Genomic DNA, 18,616 nt, shown 5'->3' with positions numbered 1-18,616 from the left:
GCCTTCTTGAAGCGGAGCGCGTCACCGCCCTTTTCCGGGGTGATCGAGCCGGTGCCATTGCTGCTGTCGTAGCTCTTGATCTTGCCATAATGTGTCATGTGGATTTCCTTCAGACGAATGTGCAGCGCGCCAGAATAGACCCGGCTGCGACTATAAGGCGGAACTGAGGGAAAGGGCTTTCGGTGAGGAAAGCAAAGACCGTCGATTACGACTGGTAGCTGAACTTTAGATGGCTACGAAGGGCTACAATTACAAGCGCACTGGGTTGCAATTCGTACCGCTAAACGAATTTCGGCAATTGAGGTCGAAAGCGGACAGTCGCTCTCCTTTCCAACTCACCTATAAGCCAGGAAGTTCGGCTGTCCATTTGAAGAGATTACCCCGCCGTCGACCGGCAGATTGATGCCAATGATGAAGGCTGCATCCTCGCTGGCAAAAAAAAGCCCCTAATGAGCGGCAAGATGCTCGCCCAACACTAGGGCCGAATAAATCAGCGCTCCACCAAGGAACGGCAGAAAGCTGCTTTCGCGCTGCGCGGGTAGCTCTTCCTTCAGCACGATCAGCACCATCCCGCCGCCGAGGAAGGCGAAAAGGCAGGCGATTGCGAGTTCGGGCAGGCGCCAGGCGTACCCTGCTGCCCAGCCGGCCAGTGTCGCTACTGCCAGCACCCAGCGCCCGCGCGCGTCGTAAGCTTGGGGAAAGTGACTGCGCGCGGCGAAATCGGCGGTGACGAAATGGATCAGCAGCGCGCCGGTATAAAGCGCGAGGCCCGAGGCGGCGGTGTCTTCGCGGTGGCTCAGCAGATAGGCGATGATCGCCGCCAGCGCAGCTGTTGCGATGATGTGGATCCAGAAGATGCGCGCATTGCCGTCCTCGTCGCGGCGCGCCCCGGTGACGATCGCCGCGCGCTCGATCCCGTAGAAGATGACGAGACCTGCGAGCGACAGCGCGTAGATCAGGCTCTCGGCAAACACCGGGACCAGGCCCGTCGACGAAGCGAGTTCCTCCCCATGCGCGGCGAGCTCGGGCAGGATGTGTAGGAAGACATAGCCGACCGCGACGCCTCCCGCGAAACTCAACCAGCGGCTGCGCGGCTGAACGTCGAGGAAGGTGAGCTTTCCCATGAACAGGTGCACCGCGCAAAAGAGCAGCGCGACCCCTAGCGTCAACAGTGCATCGCTCTCCATCACGCAACCACGCTTCCGCTGGCCCGCCGATCAGCGATAAGCCAGGAAGTTCGGCTGGCCGTTCGAGGAGCTGACCCCGCCATCGACAGGCAGATTGACCCCGGTGATGAAGGCCGCGTCCTCGCTGGCGAGGAAGGCTGCGGCGGCGGCGATGTCTGCCGGTTCGCCGATCCGGCCCATCGGAATGCGCTGCATGAAGGCTTCCAGCAACGGCTCGTTGTCGAGGATGCCGTCGACCATGTCGCTGCGCGTGACCGAGGGGTTGATGGCGTTCACCCGCACGCCCATTCCGCCGATCTGCTGCGCCAGCCCACGCGTCAGGTTCGTCACCGCGCCCTTGGACGCGTTGTAGACCGGCAGCGTCGAATCCCCGCCGATCCCCGAGACGCTCGAGATGTTGACGATCGAGCCACCCGATTTGCGAAGATGGGGGATCGCGGCGCGGCTCATATAGAGGACGCCCTTCACGTTGATGTCGATGATCCGGTCGATCTCCTCGTCATCGACCTTATGCAGCATGTGCGACCCGCCAACGCCTGCATTGTTGACAAGCGTGTCGAGCCCGCCGAACCTTTCGACGGTCTTCGCGACGATCCCATCGGCGAAGCTACTTTTGCTGACATCGCCCGGGCAGACCAGCACGCGCTCTTCGTCAAGGCTGGCTGCGACCTTGCGGCAATCTTCCTCGCTGCGGGCATTGATGACGACATTGGCGCCTTCCGCGTGGAAGCGCCGGGCGATCCCTTCGCCGATGCCGGAGGAGGAGCCGGTGACGATAACGGTTCTTCCGGTGAAGCGCGTGAGGTCGGTCATGCAAGGGGGCCTTTCGTGAAACGCGGGTTCGAGCATCCAACTCTTGAACCCGCAATGCTTTCCTACTCCGCTCTGCCCCGATAAGGCTCCGGGTTATGCAGATCGCCCCCAACCCGTTGTTCCCTATGACTTTTGGCGCAGAACCGCGGCCCGGACTTTTCCTTCCAGGACCGTGTTCCATGTGTTCCATCCTGTTGGATTGCCGGCCCGATGGCCAATCGTATCGCACCTTGCTAGGGGCCCGCCCCATGGGATCGATCACATGAATGTCGCCACGCTCGCCAGCCTCGGCCTCTACTTCGCGCTGATGATCGCCATCGGCCTTTATGCCTGGCGTCGCTCGACCGACACCGCCGAGGGCTACATGCTCGCGGGGCGCAACCTGCCGCCGTCGGTCGCTGCCCTGAGCGCCGGCGCATCGGACATGTCGGGCTGGCTGCTGCTGGGCCTGCCGGGCGCGCTTTACCTTGCCGGGCTGTCGGCGGCGTGGATCGGGATCGGGCTGTTCGCCGGCGCCGTTGCCAACTGGTTCATCGTCGCCCCGCGCCTGCGCGCCCAGACCGAGGCTTACGGGAACGCGCTCACCATCCCGCAATTCCTCGCCAACCGCTTCCCCGATCAGGGCACCGGCCTGCGGGTGATCGGCGGCCTGGTCATCGTCGTCTTCTTCACGGTGTACACCGCCGCCGGGCTCGTCGGCGGCGGCAAGCTGTTCGAAACCGCGTTTGCTGGGGCGCTGCCGGCGACGGGGCTTTCGGACTACACGCTCGGCATCCTCATCACCTGCGGTATCGTGCTCGCCTACACCATGGTCGGCGGGTTCCTCGCGGTCAGCCTTACCGATTTCGTGCAGGGCATCATCATGATGCTGGCGCTCGTCATCATGCCGCTGGTCGTGATCTTCGGCGATGGCGGAGCCGCAGACGCGTCCTTTGCCGCGGTGCCGGTGGAAGGGTATCTGAGCCTGACCGAGGGGTTAACGTTGCTCGGCTTCGTCAGCGCGGTGACCTGGGGGCTGGGCTATTTCGGGCAGCCGCACATCATCGTGCGCTTCATGGCGATCGACCGGGTGGAACGCGTCGCGCGCGCGCGCAATTACGGCCTGTCGTGGATGGCCGTGTCGCTGATCGGCGCTGTCGCGATGGGGCTTGCCGGACGCGCCTATGCCGAGGGGAACGGGATCGCGGTCGAGGATCCGGAGACGATCTTCATCCTGCTGGCAGAACTCCTGTTCCATCCGGCGATCACCGGCTTTCTCTATGCCGCGTTGCTCGCCGCGATCATGAGCACCATCTCCTCGCAGCTGCTGGTGTCCTCCAGCTCGCTGACCGAAGACTTTTACCGCCTGTTCCTGAACCGCGGCGCAAGCGAGCGCGAGGCGGTGAATGTCGGGCGGGTCTGCGTCGCGCTGGTCGCACTCGCGGCCATCGTTATCGCGAGCGATCCGGACAGCAATGTGCTGGGGCTTGTCGCGCATGCCTGGGCCGGGTTCGGGGCGGCGTTCGGACCGCTGATCATCCTTGCCCTGACCTGGCGCGGTATGACCGGGGCCGGCGCGCTTGCCGGACTGGTGACGGGTGCCGGAGTGGTCGGCATCTGGCTCGCGCTGGGACTCGATGGCGAGCTTGTGGGAGGGGAAGGACTGTACGAAATCGTCCCCGGCTTCATCGCGGCATTCCTCGCCATCCTCGCGGTGAGCAAGGCGACCCAGGGAAGCGAGCCGAGCGTCCAGCCCGCGCAATAATTGAACGAACCTGTAACCTGCGGCGTCATTCCCGCGAACTGCACGGTGCAAGCTGCCCCACTGGTCGGCAATCGCTGCTGGAGTTCGCCTGATATGACCCGTCTCTTTCTCCTCATCGCCGCGCTGGGCGCGATCCTCGTCGGTGCGACGCAACTCGCCGCGCAGACCGGCAACACCGGCTGGACGCCCTATGACGAAGCCGAATTCACGATGGCCCAGAGGAAGGGCAAGACGATCGTCGTCGACGTCCACGCCGACTGGTGCCCGACCTGCCGCGCCCAGGCTCCGATCCTCGACGAACTGCGCCGCGAGCATCAGAGCGCCGACACGCTGTTCGTGAAAGTCGACTTCGACGAGGACAAAGCCTTCCTGCGCGCCCACCGCGTGCCCCGGCAATCGACCGTGCTCGTCTTCGACGGGGTGCAAGAGGTCGCGCGCTCGATTGCGCAAACCGATCGCTCGCGCCTTCGCGGCGTCGTGCTCGGCGCGCTGTAAGCGAACGCGTTTCGGCTGAACGATTATGCTTGGCTCCACCGCCCTCTCCTTCGTCGCCGGTTTGGTGACGATCCTCAACCCATGCGTGCTCCCGCTCGTGCCCATTCTCGTCGCCTCGGCGCTGGGTAAGAGCCGGCTGGGACCACTCGCCCTCGCCGGCGGGTTGGTGACGAGCTTCACCCTGTTCGGCTTCACCGTAATCGCCTTCGGCTATTCGCTCGGCATCAACGAACAGATCGTGCGCGCACTGGCCGGCGCCATGCTCGCAGTCGCGGGTGCGGTCCTGCTGGTGCCGCGCGCGCAGGCCGCACTCTCCGCCGCCGCGGCGCCGGTGGCCAATTTCGGCAACCAACGGCTTGCGCAGATCAGCGGCGATGGCTGGCACGGCCAGTTCGCCGTCGGCTTGCTGCTCGGCGTCGTGTGGGCGCCGTGTGTCGGCCCGACCCTGGGCGTCGCCATCGCGGCGGCGAGCCAGGGGCAGGACCTCATCGCCAGCTTCCTCATCTTCCTCGTCTTCGGCCTGGGCGTTGCGACCTCGATCCTCGCCTTCGCCTATGGTTCTCGCAAGGCGATCGGAGACCGGCGCGAGACGCTTTTGGCCCTTGCGCAATATGGCAAACCGCTCTTCGGCGCTGCACTGCTCGTCGTCGGGCTAATGGTCCTGACCGGGTTAGACAAACTGGTCGAGATCGCCGTGCTGGACGCGCTACCGGAGAGCGTGATCATGTTCACCACCTCCTTCTAGCCTTTGCTGTGCCCGCCGCTTGCGTCCATCATGCACTCTGGAAGGACAAGAGGGAGATGAGCAGTGAACACCGCAGACGAACCACGGGTCACGGGATTGGGCGGCGTTTTCTACGTCGTCGGAGACCCCGAGGCGACGCGCGCATGGTATCGCGACATATTGGGCGTCGATGGCCATTACGGCCCGCAATTCGCCTGGTCCGACGAGCCAAAGGCAAACCCCTATTCGCTCATCAGCCACTTCAAGGACGAGGAATACATCAAGCCGGGCAAAGGCGGCTTCATGATCAATCTGCGCGTTCACGATCTCGACGGCTTCGTTGAGCAGTTAAACGCGAAGGGCGTGGAGCTGCACGGCACTGCCGATGAGGGCTACGGAAAGTTCGCCTGGCTGCTCGATCCGAACGGGGTCAAGATCGAGCTGTGGGAACAGGTTGTGGATGAGTTGCCGGCTTAGCTGCCGGCGAACTGCGCTCGCATTCCCGCGGCAGCTGATCGTCCATGACGCCGGTTCGAAAGCTGTTTAAACAAGGGTTAGTGGTGCGTTCACCATGGTTCGCCTAGGCTCGGATCGATGGTTCGTGAAACACTCGGCAATCTGACATTCGCTGCCTGCGCCGCATTGGCGCTCGGCGCTTGCGGGTCGATCGTCCCCACGGGGCCGGGCGGTGGAGCGTCCGCCCGAGCACCTTCGTCCGACGCCACCGGATCGACGCGCGCTTCGCCGCGCCGGGTGACCTCGGCTCCTCGCGGCGTCGCCGAGCGACCGGAGATACGCGCATGTATCGGAGACCTCAACGCAGCCGGAGCCCGGTTCAGCGCGCTTGCCGACCAATATGGAGCGCCAGGTTGCAACGTTTTGGGTGCGGTTCGGCTTTCCTCGCTAACAGGCGACCAGGGCGATTTCGGCGTGAGCAATCTCGGCCCGGTCAAATGCGAGCTTGCCAATACGTTCGGCGAATGGGCGCGCTTTGGGGTCGACCGTGCCGCGCGCCAGATCCTCGGCAGCCCGCTCGCGAGGATCGAGACTATGGGGAGCTATGCCTGCCGCAATATCGGGGGTTCGAACCGCCGCTCGGCCCATGCGCGTGCCGCGGCGATCGACGTTTCCGCCTTCGTCCTCGCCGATGGCCGGCGGGTCACGCTGGCGCAGGACTGGAACGGCGGAACCGCGGCCGAGCGCGAATTCCTGCGCGTGGTCCAGGCGAGCGCCTGCAAACGCTTCGGCACCGTGCTCGGCCCGGAATACAACCGCGCGCACCACGACCATTTCCACCTCGAGGATCCCGGCCGGCGCTTCTGCCGCTAAACAAGGGTATGCCCCTTCTCGGTCGCGCTGGCCCGCCAAGGCATGACTGTAAGACGTAGCGGACGCGACACGGCCCCGACATACCGTGAGGCATGTCGGGGCCGTTCGGGCACCGCGAGCGAAACTCGTCTGTCGCCCGTCCGGAACTGGTTCCAACCCGCCCGCCACGCGCCGCGATCGGGCGCACCGGGAGCCGGGCAGCGATTTACTGCGTCTCTTGCACCTCGATCTGCGGTTCGAGTTTCGCCTCGAGCTTGAGGCGCACCGCTTCGGCAGCGTGGCGCGCGCCGAGCTTGTGCATCATATTGGAGCGGTGGATCTCCACGGTGCGCGGGCTGATGTCGAGCTGGCGGGCGATCACCTTGTTGCTGCTGCCTTCGGACAGCCAATCCAGCACTTCGCGTTCGCGCACGGAAAGGCTGGAAATGCGGTCGCGCGCCTCGATCATGCGGCGCCGCGCCGCGCCGAACGACTCGGCCTCCTTCTCGATCCGGGCAAGGCACCTTTCGAACCGGGAAGGATCGAGCGGCAGCGAGAGATAGTCGAGCGCGCCTGCCTTGATCGCCGCGACGATACGACCGGGCCGTGGCTCCGCCTCGATCGCGATCAGCGGCAACCAGATGCCGAGCCGGCACAACCGGTCGAGGATGATGCTGACGCCGCCTTCGGCGCTTTGATCGCGGGCGATGATTATGCCCTCTCGCGGCGGGTGGATCGAGAGTTCGGATATGTCTCCGTACACTTCCGAATGATGGCCGAGCGAGAAACCGACACGGGCCAGCTCTGCGCGCTGACGGCTGTCGGAATCGATGAAGTGGAGGGAGGCTTTGCGTGTCATGCCGATGGTCCTGCGCCCACCGCCGTGCCAATTCACGCGAGACTAACTCGTATTCGGATCATTCCTGAGCACCGGTCGAAACAACCCTTTGAGAAACCGGCCTTATATGCCTCCGTTACGAACCAAATTTGCCGCCTCATGTGAGACTTACCGCCAGCGCAGGGCGGCTTGAAGTTCAGCGCGGCTCGATTTGGTAGTTCGGCAGCGAGTGGAACGCAGTCTTGAGCGCATCGCCCCAATTGGACGAGATCTGGTCGAAATAGGGATCGTCCGGCGTGATCCGGCGCTGGTGACTGGGGGCGAACTCATCCTTGCCTATCACCAGCAGATCGAGCGGCAGCCCGACCGATAGATTGGCCTTGAGCGTCGAATCGAACGACACCATCAGCAGTTTGACCGCGTCCTCGACATTCATGTCGCGCTCATAGGCGCGGATGATGATCGGGCGGCCATATTTGGTCTCGCCGATCTGGAAGAAGGGCGTGTCGTAGCTCGCCTCGATGAAATTGCCCTCAGGATAGATCATGAACAGGCGCGGCTCCATGCCGGCGATCTGCCCGGCAAGGATGATCGAGGCGGTGAAGCGCGACTTCGTATTGTTGGCGGCCTGTACCTCGCTGATCGTCTGGCGCAGCAGGCGCCCGATCTCGGTCGCGACGGTGAACATGGTCGGGCCGTTCAGCAGCGTCGTCTCGCGCTGGTCGGGCTCCTTGGTGCGCTCCTCGAGCTGGCTGACAACCGCCTGCGTGGTAGCGAGATTGCCCGCGGTCATCACCGCGATCATCCGTTCGCCCGGCACCTGCCAGGAAAACATCTTGCGGAACACCGAGATATTGTCGACGCCCGAATTGGTCCGGGTATCGCTCATCAGAACCAGTCCCTTGTCGATCACCATGCCCACGCAATAAGTCATTTTTTCTCCTCTTATTTGCGGCGCGGGTAGCGCAGGCGAGACGGCGTGTAGAGTGTTTTCTTGTGCCTGCGCCGTTGGATCGCCGGGTTCTTCGAGACGAGCTTTTGATACGCCGCTTGCGCGGCTACTCAATCTCTCCTCACGAAATTTGCCGCAAATCGACGCCATAAGCGTCACAAGGCCGACCGGCCGCCCGCAGGTGCCCCGGAGCGCAGCGTAGGGAATAGCACCGAGGAGTTCGCCCGGATGGGCGAACCCAAAATCACTGCTCTTTTTGCTGTTCGACCTCGACATCGACGCTCAGCATCTGTTCCGCCGTGCCGAAGCTGATACCGGTGACGGGGGCCGCGTCCTTGTAGTCGCGCCCCGTCGCGACGCGGACATAGCGCGGATCGGGGCTGATGCCGTTAGAGACGTCGAAGCCGACCCAGCCCAGCCCATCGATATGTGCCTCCGCCCAGGCGTGGGTGGCCTCCTGCTCGATCCGGTCGTTCATCATCAAATAGCCGCTGACATAACGCGCGGGAATGTCCATCGCGCGCGCGGCGCCGATGAAGATATGCGCGTGATCCTGGCACACGCCCTCGCCCTGAACGAGCGCTTCCTCGCCGGTCGTCGTCGAGCTAGTCCCGCCCTTGCCGTAGATCACGGTTTCGGCGATCTTGGCTGAGAGATCATGCAGCATGTCGATCTTCGAGCCGTCTTCTCGCGGCTCGATCTCGCGCATCATCGCGCGCATCTGCTCGCCGGGCTTCGTCAGCGGGGTTTGATGCAGGAAGGACCATAGCGGCAGGTGCCCCGAATGGCGCCCGATGACGCCGGCATTGTCCTGCGTCTCCACCCGTCCCTTGCACGTCACGGTGACATCGCTCGCCCCCGCCTCGACCGCGACCAGCGTTACCGTGTTGAAGTTCTGATCGTCATATTGGAGTTCGGGCGCGGCATTGTCGTAGATCATGTCCCATTCGAGGATCGACTGCCCCTGCGTCTCCTTCGGCGTCAGGCGCAAACGCTGCAGCGCGTGGATCACCGGATTTGTGAAGACGTAGCGCGTCGTGTGACGGATCGAGAGTATCATGCGCCCCTCCTCATGCCAGGAACCTGTAATCCTCTCCGATCGCCTCGGCGATGGCGGCGTTGCGGCTCATGAAGCCGGTGAGAAATTCGTGGAGACCCTGCTCGAATATCTCGTCGACGCTGATGTCGGCAAGCCGGTCCGCCTCGCGCATCACCTCGTTGCTGGTCGGTTGAAAGCCGTGCAGGCGCGCAAGCTCGGTGAGATTGGCACGCAGCGCGCTGCGGCAGAAGGCCAGGCTGCGCGGGAAGCGATCGTCGAGAACGAGGAATTCGACGATGCCCTTGGCCTCGATCTGTCCGGCATTGAGCCAGCTATAGGCGCTGGCCCCCGCGACCGAGCGCAGCACTTGTTCCCACTGCCCGGTGTCGAGGCTCGACCCGACATGGCCGAGCGTGGGGAGCAGCAGATAATACTTCATATCGAGGATGCGCGCGGTCGATTCCGAGCGTTCGATGTATGTGCCCGCGCGCGCGAAATGGAACCCCTCGGCGCGCAGCATCGTCGAATCGAGCGCGCCGTGAACCTGCATACCGGTGCGCCGCAGCCGGGTGATGATGTCGCCGACATTGGTCTGGGTCACGGGTCGGGCCAGCATCTTGTCGAGAACCATCCAGTTCTCGTTGATCGCCTCCCACGCCTGACTCGAAAGATTGGTGCGCGCGACCCGGGCATTGGAGCGCACGGCGCCGATCATCCCGCGCACATTGGTGGGGTTGGCGCCGTCGCGCAGCACGAAGTTCCAGACCGGGCCGGCGTCGTAGCCGTCGTTCGCATTTTCGAATGGCGTTTTGAGGCCGAGCGTCGCGATGACCGACTTCCACTCCTCCTCGGCCGACCCGATATCGCGGGTCAGCGCCATGCGCATGCCCGCATCGAGCAGCCGCGCGGTATTCTCCGCCCGTTCGAGATAGCGGAACATCCAGAACAGCGAATTGGCGGTCCGGCCTAGCATAGCGGAGTGTCCGATGTGCGAGCGTCAGCCATCAGTCCTTGAGCACCCAGGTATCCTTGGTTCCGCCGCCCTGCGAGGAATTGACGACGAGCGAACCCTTCTTGAGCGCAACCCGGGTGAGGCCGCCGGGCGTAATATCGACGCCATTGGGCGAAACGAGCACAAAGGGCCGCAGATCGACATGACGCGGGGCGAGCCCCTTATTGGTGTAGATCGGGCAGGTCGAGAGCGAAAGCGTGGGCTGGGCGATGTAATTCTCGGGCTTCGCCTCCAGTTTCTTGCGGAACTCGGCGATCTCCTTGCGGCTGGCGGTGGGGCCGATCAGCATGCCGTAGCCGCCCGAACCGTGGACTTCCTTCACCACCAGCTCGGCGAGATTGTCGAGCACGTATTTCAGGCTCTCCGGGTCGGCGCAGCGCCAGGTCTCGACATTGGGCAGGAGCGGTTTCTCGCCGGTGTAGAATTCGACGATTTCGGGCATGAAGGAATAGATCGCCTTGTCGTCGCAGATCCCGGTTCCCGGCGCGTTGGCGATGGTGATCCCACCCGCGCGATAGACGTCCATGATCCCCGGCACGCCCAGCACACTGTCGGGATTGAAGGTTAGCGGATCAAGGAATTCGTCATCGACGCGGCGATAGAGCACGTCGACCGGCTGAAACCCGCGGGTGGTGCGCATCTGCACGCGCCCCTCGATGACGCGAAGATCGCTGCCCTCGACGAGCTCGGCGCCCATTTGATCGGCGAGGAAGGCGTGTTCGAAATAGGCCGAGTTGAAGATGCCCGGGGTCAGCACGGCGACATTGGGCTTGCGCCCACCACTCGCATCGTATTTCGGCGGAGCGCAGGCGGCGAGGCTGCGCGCGAGGCGGCGCGGATAGTTGGAGACGGGCTCGACCGCGACCTGGCTGAACAGGTCGGGGAACATCGCCATCATCGTCTCGCGGTTTTCGAGCATGTAGGAGACGCCCGAAGGCGTCCTCGCATTGTCCTCGAGCACGAAGAATTCGTCTGGCCCCGTGCGCACGAGGTCGATGCCGACGATATGGGTGTAGATCCCCCCGGGCGGCGCGTTGCCGACCATGTGGGGCAGCCAAGCATCGTTGTCGCGCAGCAGGCGCTGCGGCAGGCGGCCCGAACGGATGATCTCCTGACGATGATAGAGATCGTAAAGAAAGGAATTGAGCGCGCGCACGCGCTGTTCGATCCCGCGTGTCAGGCGCCGCCATTCGCCCGCGGTGATGATCCGCGGCACCATGTCGAAGGGGATCAGCCGTTCCTCGGCTTCGTCTTCACCATAGACGTTGAAGGTGATGCCGGTGCGCCGGAAACTCTCATCGGCCTCGGCATTCTTGCGCCTGAGAAACCGGGGTTCCTGCTCGTCATACCAGTCGCAATAGCCCTCGTAAGCGGGACGGGTGCCGCCGCTCGCGTCCTTCATCTCGTCGAAGTTCGCGCTTTGTGCCTGCGATTGAGACTGCGATTGAGACTGCGATTGCGATTGGCTCTGCCCGCCCGAGCCTTGCGACTGGGATTGGGATTGGGACGAGGAGGGGCCTGCCATGGCCCACAGGCATAGCGCGCTGTTCGCAAAAGGAAAGCGGCGCGTTGGAATGAGCGGGGCGCGCAGTTTCGGCGGAGCGACCGGAAACCGGCGCTGGATCAGTCGGCGGCGGGTGCCCGGTCAAGCTCGGCGAGGATCGCGCGGATCGCCTCGGGCGACTGGGCAAAGCCGATATGGGTGCAGCGCAGAGCATGCGCGCGGTCGCGCTCGCCGGGCCGGCCTGCGGCGCTGCGCGGCGCGATCGCCCCGTCCATCGGACTCCAGAAAGCGACCGTCTCGACCGGCGGCTTTGCGGCGAGATCGGCCTCGATGGGCGGAAGATCGACGCGGTGGCCGGCAATGAACTGGTAGACGCGCCAGACATTGTTGTCGCGCGGCGAGCCCGAGAACGGCGTGCCCATGGTGATCACTTTGGCGATGCAATCGGGATGCCGCTTGGCGAGCTCGCGCGCATACAATCCGCCAAGGCTCCAACCGAGCAGGACGATCTTGCTGTCGTAGCGCGCGCAAATCTGTTGCAGGCGCTTTTCGAGCTGGGCCAGATCGCCCGGATCGACGCCCCAGTTCCACCCCAGCCCCCATTGCTTGGCGGTGTGGCCCGCCCGCTCGAGATGCTGCGCGAGGTAACGCATCTTGGCCGGGCGCGTGGCGAAGCCGGGAAGGACGAGAACGATGGCAGGATTCTTGGCGCGTTCGACCGCTATGCGCCGAAACGGTCGACGTAGCGGATCGGCAATCCCGCCCAGCTCGGCGATGGCACGCCGAAATGACGGACGTCGCGCCGGTTCGGGATCGGGCTGCGCCGCCAGCCGGATGCGGCGCGCAAGCGGATGCTCGCGCGGGTCGGGCAGGGTCACGGTGGGGAGTTTGGCACGCGGCATAAGAGGCAAGGCTCTATCCACGCCTCGTTGAATGGCGGGTTAAGGGATAGCGTGCCGGGACGGGCGCTGCGGCAAAGGCTCTGGCCCGTCCCGCAGCGCCGCGTCGCATTCACAGCGTCAATCGCAGGCGCCGATGCGTTCCTGCGCAACTTTCATTTCGATCCGGCCCTGCCCCATTTCGCTGAACATGCCTTCGCTCACCAGCGTCATTTCAGAGGAAGTTTCCGAGATCGTCCCGTCCATCGTCATGGTGACGGCCTCGCCGAGACCCTGGTCGCAGGCCATCGCCATGGAAATGTCGTTGCCGTCGATATCGAGCTTGCTGATTGTGCAGCTGTCGTCCTGGTTCTGCTGCATGGCCTCGCCAAAGCCCTGTTCGGCTGCTTCCGGGGTGAGACAATATTCCATCGAGCGGTTCATGGCGTTGCCCATGATCTCCTTCACTTCCGGCGGCGCACCGGGAATGTCGGCAGCGACGAACTGGTAGGACATGCGATATTTACCTGGCTGAGGCTTGATCTCGCCGCCGCTGCGCTCCAGCGCGGCCTGCGCCTCGGCGGTGGTGACTTCCCCATCGCCGTCGCTGTCGGCATCGGTGCTGCCGCCGCATGCCGAAAGCGTCAGCGTCAGTGTCGCGGCCAGCGCGATTGCATATTGCTTCATTCCATTGGCTCCTTTGCTCGGCGCACGGATCACGAACCGGGTCACGAACATGCCCCGATCCGCTCGGCCTGCGCGCGCAGGGTCATCGTCCCGTCGCCCACGCCGAAATCGCCGCTCATCTTCATCGTGATGTCCGAAGTCGTCCGATCCGCCGTCCCGGTCATGTTCATGCGCATCTGCCGTCCGTCGACCCGGCAGACCATCTCCGCATCGAGCTGTCCGCCGGCAAATCCGTAGCGATCGTAGGAGCAATCCTCGGCACCCTTCATCGAACGGTCGGTGATCGCCTGGAACCCCTCGTCGATCTCCGCCTCGGTCAGGCAATAGGTCGTCGTGGTGCTCATCAGCCGACCCATCATCTCGGCAACCTGCGGCGGCGCGCCGGGTAGGTCGAGGCCTTGAAAGGTTACCGTCGAGCGATATTCGCCCGCCTGTGGCCGCTCGGTATCCGCCACGTCCTGCGCCGCGGCGGTCAAACCCGCGCCCGCCAGCAAAGCCCCGCCGAGCGCGTACTTCACCATATCTGCTTTCATCCTATTTCCCCCCATCGAAATCGCATGTTCACCATCCATAGGCCATCGAGCACCCGCTTCACAACCGCCCCCTTCACATCCACCCGCACGCGCCACATATCGCCATGTCATGACAGAACTGGTGATCAGGCGCGGTCTTGAAGAACCGCAGACGGGCGAGGAATTCACCCCCCACCGCCCGAACCGTCCGGAAAAATCGATGCCGGGCAGGAAGTTCAAGCTGGTTTCGGATTACGAACCCGCGGGCGACCAACCGACCGCGATTTCCGAGCTCGTCGGCGGCGCGAGTGAGGGCGATCAGACGCAGGTTCTTCTGGGTGTCACCGGATCGGGCAAGACCTTCACGATGGCAAAGGTCATCGAGACGCTTCAGCGCCCCGCGCTGATCCTTGCCCCGAACAAGATCCTCGCCGCGCAGCTCTACGGCGAGATGAAGAGCTTCTTCCCTGAAAACGCGGTCGAGTATTTCGTTTCCTACTACGACTACTACCAGCCCGAAGCCTACGTCCCGCGCTCCGACACCTATATCGAGAAAGAGTCGAGCGTGAACGAGGCGATCGACCGGATGCGCCACTCGGCAACGCGCGCGCTGCTCGAACGCGACGACGTGATTATCGTCGCGTCGGTCTCGTGCCTCTACGGTATCGGCTCGGTCGAGACCTATTCGGCGATGGTCTTCGACATCAAGAAGGACGAGACCGTCGACCAGCGCGAGCTCATCCGCAAGCTCGTCGCGCTGCAATACAAGCGCAACGATGCCGCCTTCACCCGCGGCTGTTTCCGCGTGCGCGGCGACAATCTGGAGCTGTTCCCCAGCCACTACGAAGACATGGCGTGGCGCATCAGCTTCTTCGGCGATGAGATTGAAGAAATTAGCGAATTCGATCCGCTTACCGGCAAGAAAGGCGCGTCGCTCGACAAGGTCCGCGTCTATGCAAACTCGCACTACGTGACGCCCGGCCCGACGATGAAGCAGGCCACCGAAGCAATCAAGTTCGAGCTCGCCGAGCGGCTCAAGGAGCTCGAAGAAGAAGGCAAGCTACTCGAACACCAGCGGCTCGAACAGCGCACCCATTTCGACCTTGAGATGATCGCGGCGACCGGCAGCTGCAATGGGATCGAGAACTATTCGCGCTTCCTTACCGGACGCCTGCCCGGCGAGCCGCCGCCCACCCTGTTCGAATACCTCCCTGAAAACGCGTTGCTCTTCGTCGATGAAAGTCACCAGACGGTGCCGCAAATCGGCGCGATGGCGCGCGGGGACCATCGCCGCAAATTGACGCTCGCCGAATACGGTTTCCGCCTGCCCTCGTGCATCGACAACCGTCCGCTTCGTTTCAACGAATGGGACGCGATGCGCCCGCAGACATTCTGCGTCTCGGCAACGCCCGGCCCGTGGGAGATGGAGCAAACCGGCGGCGTCTTTGCCGAACAGGTCATCCGCCCCACCGGCCTGATCGACCCGCCGGTCGATATCCGCCCGGTCGAGGACCAGGTGCAGGATTGCATCGAGGAGTGCAAGAAGACCGCAGCCAAGGGCTATCGCACGCTCGTCACCACGCTGACGAAGCGGATGGCCGAGGACTTGACCGAGTTCATGCACGAGGCTGGCGTGCGCGTTCGCTACATGCACTCCGACGTCGAGACGCTGGAGCGTATCGAGCTCATCCGCGATCTGCGCATGGGCGTCTACGACGTGCTGATCGGGATCAACCTGCTGCGCGAGGGCCTCGACATTCCCGAATGCGGGCTGGTCTGCATCCTCGACGCCGATAAGGAAGGCTTCCTGCGCTCCGAGACGTCGCTGGTCCAGACCATCGGCCGCGCCGCGCGCAACGTCGATGGCCGCGTGATCCTCTACGCCGATCGCATCACCGGCTCGATGGAACGCGCGATGGCGGAAACCGACCGCCGCCGCGAGAAGCAGAAGGCGTTCAACGAAGAACACGGCATCACACCGCAAACGATCAAGCGCCAGATCGCCGACATCGTCGCCCACGCAGCCTCGCAGGACGGGGTCACCGTCGACACAGGCGATCCGGACGCCAACAACATGGTCGGCCACAATCTGCGCGGCTACATCGAAGACCTCGAAAAACGCATGCGCGATGCCGCCGCCAACCTCGAATTCGAGGAAGCCGGACGCCTGCGCGACGAAATCCGCCGGCTGGAGAACGACGAGCTCGGTTTGCCCGATGCGGAGAAGAAGGCACCTCTTGTTGGGCGGAGCAACGAGGGCAAGCCCGGAACGCGCAAGACGCGCTACGGGAAGATCAGGGCCAAGCGGATGGGCGGGAAAGCCTAAGACGCTACGCTGGAACGGCCTGCCTATAGGCGAACACGGTTCACCGGGAGTTGCGAAGCTTCAGGCGTCCCCACACGCTTGATAAACGTTAACAACCCCGTACCGGAGAAGAACTTTGAAAAAGCAGACCCTTACCAGCCTGATTGCCTCGCCCGTCGCTGCGATCGCCCTTTCCGGCGCTGCCCTCGCTGCCGACACGCAGGTTTATCAGGAAGAGGAAGTCGAAGTCGAAACCGAAGACGGCGACACTGAAATCGAAGCGGAAATCGAGACCGAAGACAGTGATGTCGATACCGATCGCGACTACGACACCGATAGCGACGACGACGATGACGACGATGACGACGATTGATTGACGATCGCATCGGCCCAATAGCCGGGCGAACAAAGGCGACGGAGCGAAGGCTCGGTCGCCTTTTTCTTTAAGCGGACATTTCCGGTCACGAAGACGGGTGAGCGGGTCTTGCAGCCTCTGGCTTTGCCTGCCAAGCAGCCGTCCCATGACACGCCTACTTCGCAGCGCTTTCGGCGCTCTCGCTTTTCTGATGATCGCCGCGCCATCCTTCGCACAAGACGAAGCCGCCTCCACCCCGGCCGCCGCCGAGCGGATCGAGCCGCAGGTTCGCACCACCGAGCACACCGGCACGTTCGGAGGCGTGCGCGTGCCCTACACCGCGACGATCGGCGAGATGATTCTGGAGGGCGATGACGGCGCGCAGGAAGCGGTGATCGTCACCACCTCTTATGTGAAAGACCCGCGCGATCCCTCGCGGCCTGTCTTCTTCATCTACAATGGCGGGCCTGGCTCGGGTTCGGTCTGGTTGCAGATGGGCGCCTGGGGACCGAAGCGGGTCGCGATCCCTTCCGACGCTCGCGACGATGGCGCGCCGCCCTACCCGCTGGTCGACAATCCGGACAGCCTGCTCGACGTCGCCGATCTCGTGTTCATCGATCCGCCGGGCACGGGCTTCAGCTACCTGACGTCGGGCACCGACAAGGAGAAATATTACGGCCTCCGGCAGGATGCGCGAGCGGTGGCGGAGGTCATCCGCCGCTGGATCAATGACAATGGACGCTGGTCGAGCCCCAAATATCTCGGCGGCGAAAGCTACGGCACGACGCGCACCGCGATGGTGGTCGATGAGCTCGAAGGGTCGACCTACAATGATGTCGGGCTGAACGGGCTGATCCTCATCTCTACCATCCTCGATTTCGCCGCGCGCGAGCCGACGCCCGGAAACGAGATGGCCTATGTCGTGACGCTGCCCAACATGGCGGCGGCGGCGTGGTTTCACGGATTGGTCGAGGCGCCTTCCGTGGAAGCCATCGCCGAGGAAGCGCGTCAATTCGCGATCGGGCCATTCGCGACCGCGCTGCTCAAGGGGCAGGATCTGCCCGATGCCGAACGCGCCGCGGTGCGCGCGCGGTTGTCGCAGCTGACCGGGCTGTCGGAGCGTTATCTCGACCAGGCCAATCTGCGCGTCACCAGCCAGCGTTTCTACAAGGAATTGCTGCGCGACCGCGGGCTGACCATCGGGCGGCTCGATGCGCGCTATACCGGCACCGATTTCGATAATGCGGGCGAGACGCCGGACGCCGATCCCAGCTTCTACGGCATCGATGCAGGCTACACCGCGGCGATCAACCAGTGGGCGCGCGAGGGACTAGGGTTCGAGACGGACCGCGGCTACAATTCGATCGGCAGCGAGCCGGGCCAGAACTGGGACTGGTCGCTGGGGAGCGGTTGGGGTCGCAACGCCTATCTCAACGTCGCGCCCATGATCGGCAAGGCGATGCGGCAGAACAGCGAATTGCGCGTATTCAATGCGCAAGGCTGGTACGATTTCGCCACGCCCTTCTTCGGCGCGGAATATTCGCTCAATCGCTTCGGCATTCCGCAAGATCGCATCACCTACGAATATTACGACGCCGGCCACATGATGTATGTGCGCGACGAGGACCGGGTGCAGCTGTCCGAGGACCTGCGCGCATTCATCGCCGCGCGATGAGGTTCGCCCTGCTTGCCGGTCTGGCGCTGATCGGGGCCTGCAAACCACCTCCCAGCGATGCGGGGCTCAGCCGCGAAGTGCCCGAAGCCGAACCGACCTTCGCCTCGGCGCCGCTGCCCTCGCCCGACAGCGAAGGCGCCGTATGGGCCCGCTCCCAGGCGCGCGAGGGTCGCATCGTCTATGGCGTGCCGGGAGAAGCGGCGCTGCTGGCGCTCGAATGTCTCGGCGGCACCGAGGCTGCGGCTGTGCAGATGACGCGCATCGCCGTGGCGGACGAAGGCGCAGGCGCATTGCTGGCGATGGTCGGCAATGGTCATATCGGACGGCTGCCGGTCGATGCGCGCGCCGCCGGCGACGCCAATATCTGGCAGGGCGAGGCGGCGGCGTCGGACAGTTTGTGGGAGCCGCTGCGCGGTCCGCGCGCGCTTACCGTCACCGTGCCGGGCGCGGGGATGGTGCGCGTCAACGGCAGCGAACTGCCCGGCGACCTGATCGCCCAGTGCCGCGAGGATTGATGTATGCGCAGCCCCATCCGGGGCTGCATCTTCGCTAGACGCGCAGCATAGCTGCGCCCGCTGCGGGCGGGCG

Annotated in this window: 19 protein-coding genes; 9 read left to right on the top strand and 10 right to left on the bottom strand. The window is 63.9% G+C overall.

Translation table 11 applies throughout. The features are described 5' to 3' along the window. Positions 1-446: 446 nt before the first annotated feature. Both V2I30_RS06300 and V2I30_RS06295 read right to left on the bottom strand, forming a co-directional pair. Positions 447-1,187, bottom strand: a complete 741-nt coding sequence (locus V2I30_RS06300) for a hypothetical protein (RefSeq protein ID WP_330661234.1) — start codon at positions 1,185-1,187, stop codon at positions 447-449. 30 nt (positions 1,188-1,217) lie between these two features. Beyond that, complete coding sequence (locus V2I30_RS06295) at positions 1,218-2,000, bottom strand: SDR family NAD(P)-dependent oxidoreductase (protein ID WP_330661233.1); 783 nt, start codon at positions 1,998-2,000, stop codon at positions 1,218-1,220. Positions 2,001-2,262: 262 nt separating this feature from the next. Between V2I30_RS06295 and putP the strand changes: the two genes are divergently transcribed. From putP to V2I30_RS06270, 5 genes are all read left to right on the top strand, one after another. Beyond that, positions 2,263-3,744 carry a sodium/proline symporter PutP gene (gene putP / locus V2I30_RS06290; protein ID WP_330661232.1) on the top strand — a complete coding sequence of 494 codons (1,482 nt, stop codon included), beginning with the start codon at positions 2,263-2,265 and terminating at the stop codon, positions 3,742-3,744. Between the two features lie 93 nt (positions 3,745-3,837). Further along, a complete protein-coding gene (locus V2I30_RS06285; protein WP_330661231.1) occupies positions 3,838-4,239 on the top strand; it encodes a thioredoxin family protein in 402 nt (133 codons plus the stop codon). 25 nt (positions 4,240-4,264) lie between these two features. Beyond that, positions 4,265-4,984, top strand: a complete 720-nt coding sequence (locus V2I30_RS06280; protein ID WP_330661230.1) for a cytochrome c biogenesis CcdA family protein — start codon at positions 4,265-4,267, stop codon at positions 4,982-4,984. A gap of 63 nt (positions 4,985-5,047) precedes the next feature. Further along, positions 5,048-5,440: a VOC family protein gene (locus V2I30_RS06275; RefSeq protein WP_330661229.1), complete on the top strand. Its 393-nt coding sequence runs from the start codon at positions 5,048-5,050 to the stop codon at positions 5,438-5,440. 117 nt (positions 5,441-5,557) lie between these two features. Then, entirely contained in the window at positions 5,558-6,292 is a 735-nt protein-coding gene (locus tag V2I30_RS06270; protein WP_330661228.1) for an extensin family protein, read from the top strand. A 205-nt stretch (positions 6,293-6,497) separates the two neighbouring features. On the opposite strand, the gene V2I30_RS06265 is transcribed toward V2I30_RS06270, so the two are convergent. From V2I30_RS06265 to V2I30_RS06230, 8 genes are all read right to left on the bottom strand, one after another. After that, positions 6,498-7,130 (bottom strand): response regulator transcription factor, encoded by a 633-nt coding sequence (locus tag V2I30_RS06265; protein ID WP_330661227.1) that lies wholly within the window; start codon positions 7,128-7,130, stop codon positions 6,498-6,500. Positions 7,131-7,305: 175 nt separating this feature from the next. Continuing rightward, complete coding sequence (locus V2I30_RS06260; protein ID WP_330661226.1) at positions 7,306-8,043, bottom strand: proteasome-type protease; 738 nt, start codon at positions 8,041-8,043, stop codon at positions 7,306-7,308. Positions 8,044-8,305: 262 nt separating this feature from the next. After that, positions 8,306-9,121, bottom strand: a complete 816-nt coding sequence (locus V2I30_RS06255; RefSeq protein ID WP_330661225.1) for a transglutaminase family protein — start codon at positions 9,119-9,121, stop codon at positions 8,306-8,308. A gap of 10 nt (positions 9,122-9,131) precedes the next feature. After that, positions 9,132-10,073: an alpha-E domain-containing protein gene (locus V2I30_RS06250; RefSeq protein WP_330661224.1), complete on the bottom strand. Its 942-nt coding sequence runs from the start codon at positions 10,071-10,073 to the stop codon at positions 9,132-9,134. 31 nt (positions 10,074-10,104) lie between these two features. Continuing rightward, positions 10,105-11,514, bottom strand: coding sequence for a circularly permuted type 2 ATP-grasp protein (locus V2I30_RS06245; protein ID WP_330661238.1), 1,410 nt, complete (start codon positions 11,512-11,514; stop codon positions 10,105-10,107). Between the two features lie 221 nt (positions 11,515-11,735). After that, entirely contained in the window at positions 11,736-12,518 is a 783-nt protein-coding gene (locus tag V2I30_RS06240; RefSeq protein WP_330661223.1) for an esterase/lipase family protein, read from the bottom strand. A 117-nt stretch (positions 12,519-12,635) separates the two neighbouring features. Next, positions 12,636-13,181 (bottom strand): DUF3617 domain-containing protein, encoded by a 546-nt coding sequence (locus tag V2I30_RS06235; protein WP_330661222.1) that lies wholly within the window; start codon positions 13,179-13,181, stop codon positions 12,636-12,638. Between the two features lie 41 nt (positions 13,182-13,222). After that, on the bottom strand, positions 13,223-13,714 hold the full coding sequence (locus tag V2I30_RS06230; RefSeq protein ID WP_330661220.1) for a DUF3617 domain-containing protein: 492 nt from the start codon (positions 13,712-13,714) through the stop codon (positions 13,223-13,225). Positions 13,715-13,823: 109 nt separating this feature from the next. On the opposite strand from V2I30_RS06230, the gene uvrB reads away from it, so the two are divergent. The 4 genes from uvrB (at position 13,824) to V2I30_RS06210 (ending at position 18,543) form a co-directional block, all read left to right on the top strand. After that, positions 13,824-16,019, top strand: a complete 2,196-nt coding sequence (gene uvrB, locus V2I30_RS06225) for an excinuclease ABC subunit UvrB (RefSeq protein WP_330661219.1) — start codon at positions 13,824-13,826, stop codon at positions 16,017-16,019. Between the two features lie 115 nt (positions 16,020-16,134). Further along, on the top strand, positions 16,135-16,371 hold the full coding sequence (locus tag V2I30_RS06220) for a hypothetical protein (RefSeq protein ID WP_330661218.1): 237 nt from the start codon (positions 16,135-16,137) through the stop codon (positions 16,369-16,371). A gap of 148 nt (positions 16,372-16,519) precedes the next feature. Further along, positions 16,520-18,028 (top strand): S10 family peptidase, encoded by a 1,509-nt coding sequence (locus V2I30_RS06215; RefSeq protein WP_330661217.1) that lies wholly within the window; start codon positions 16,520-16,522, stop codon positions 18,026-18,028. Then, positions 18,025-18,543 carry a hypothetical protein gene (locus V2I30_RS06210; RefSeq protein WP_330661216.1) on the top strand — a complete coding sequence of 173 codons (519 nt, stop codon included), beginning with the start codon at positions 18,025-18,027 and terminating at the stop codon, positions 18,541-18,543. Before V2I30_RS06215 ends, V2I30_RS06210 begins: the two co-directional genes overlap by 4 nt. Positions 18,544-18,616 lie beyond the last annotated feature (73 nt).

This window comes from Erythrobacter sp., from assembly GCF_036351135.1.
Taxonomy (GTDB): domain Bacteria; phylum Pseudomonadota; class Alphaproteobacteria; order Sphingomonadales; family Sphingomonadaceae; genus Erythrobacter.
Note: the sequence above shows the minus strand (reverse complement) of the source record. Positions and strands in the feature narration are given on the sequence as shown.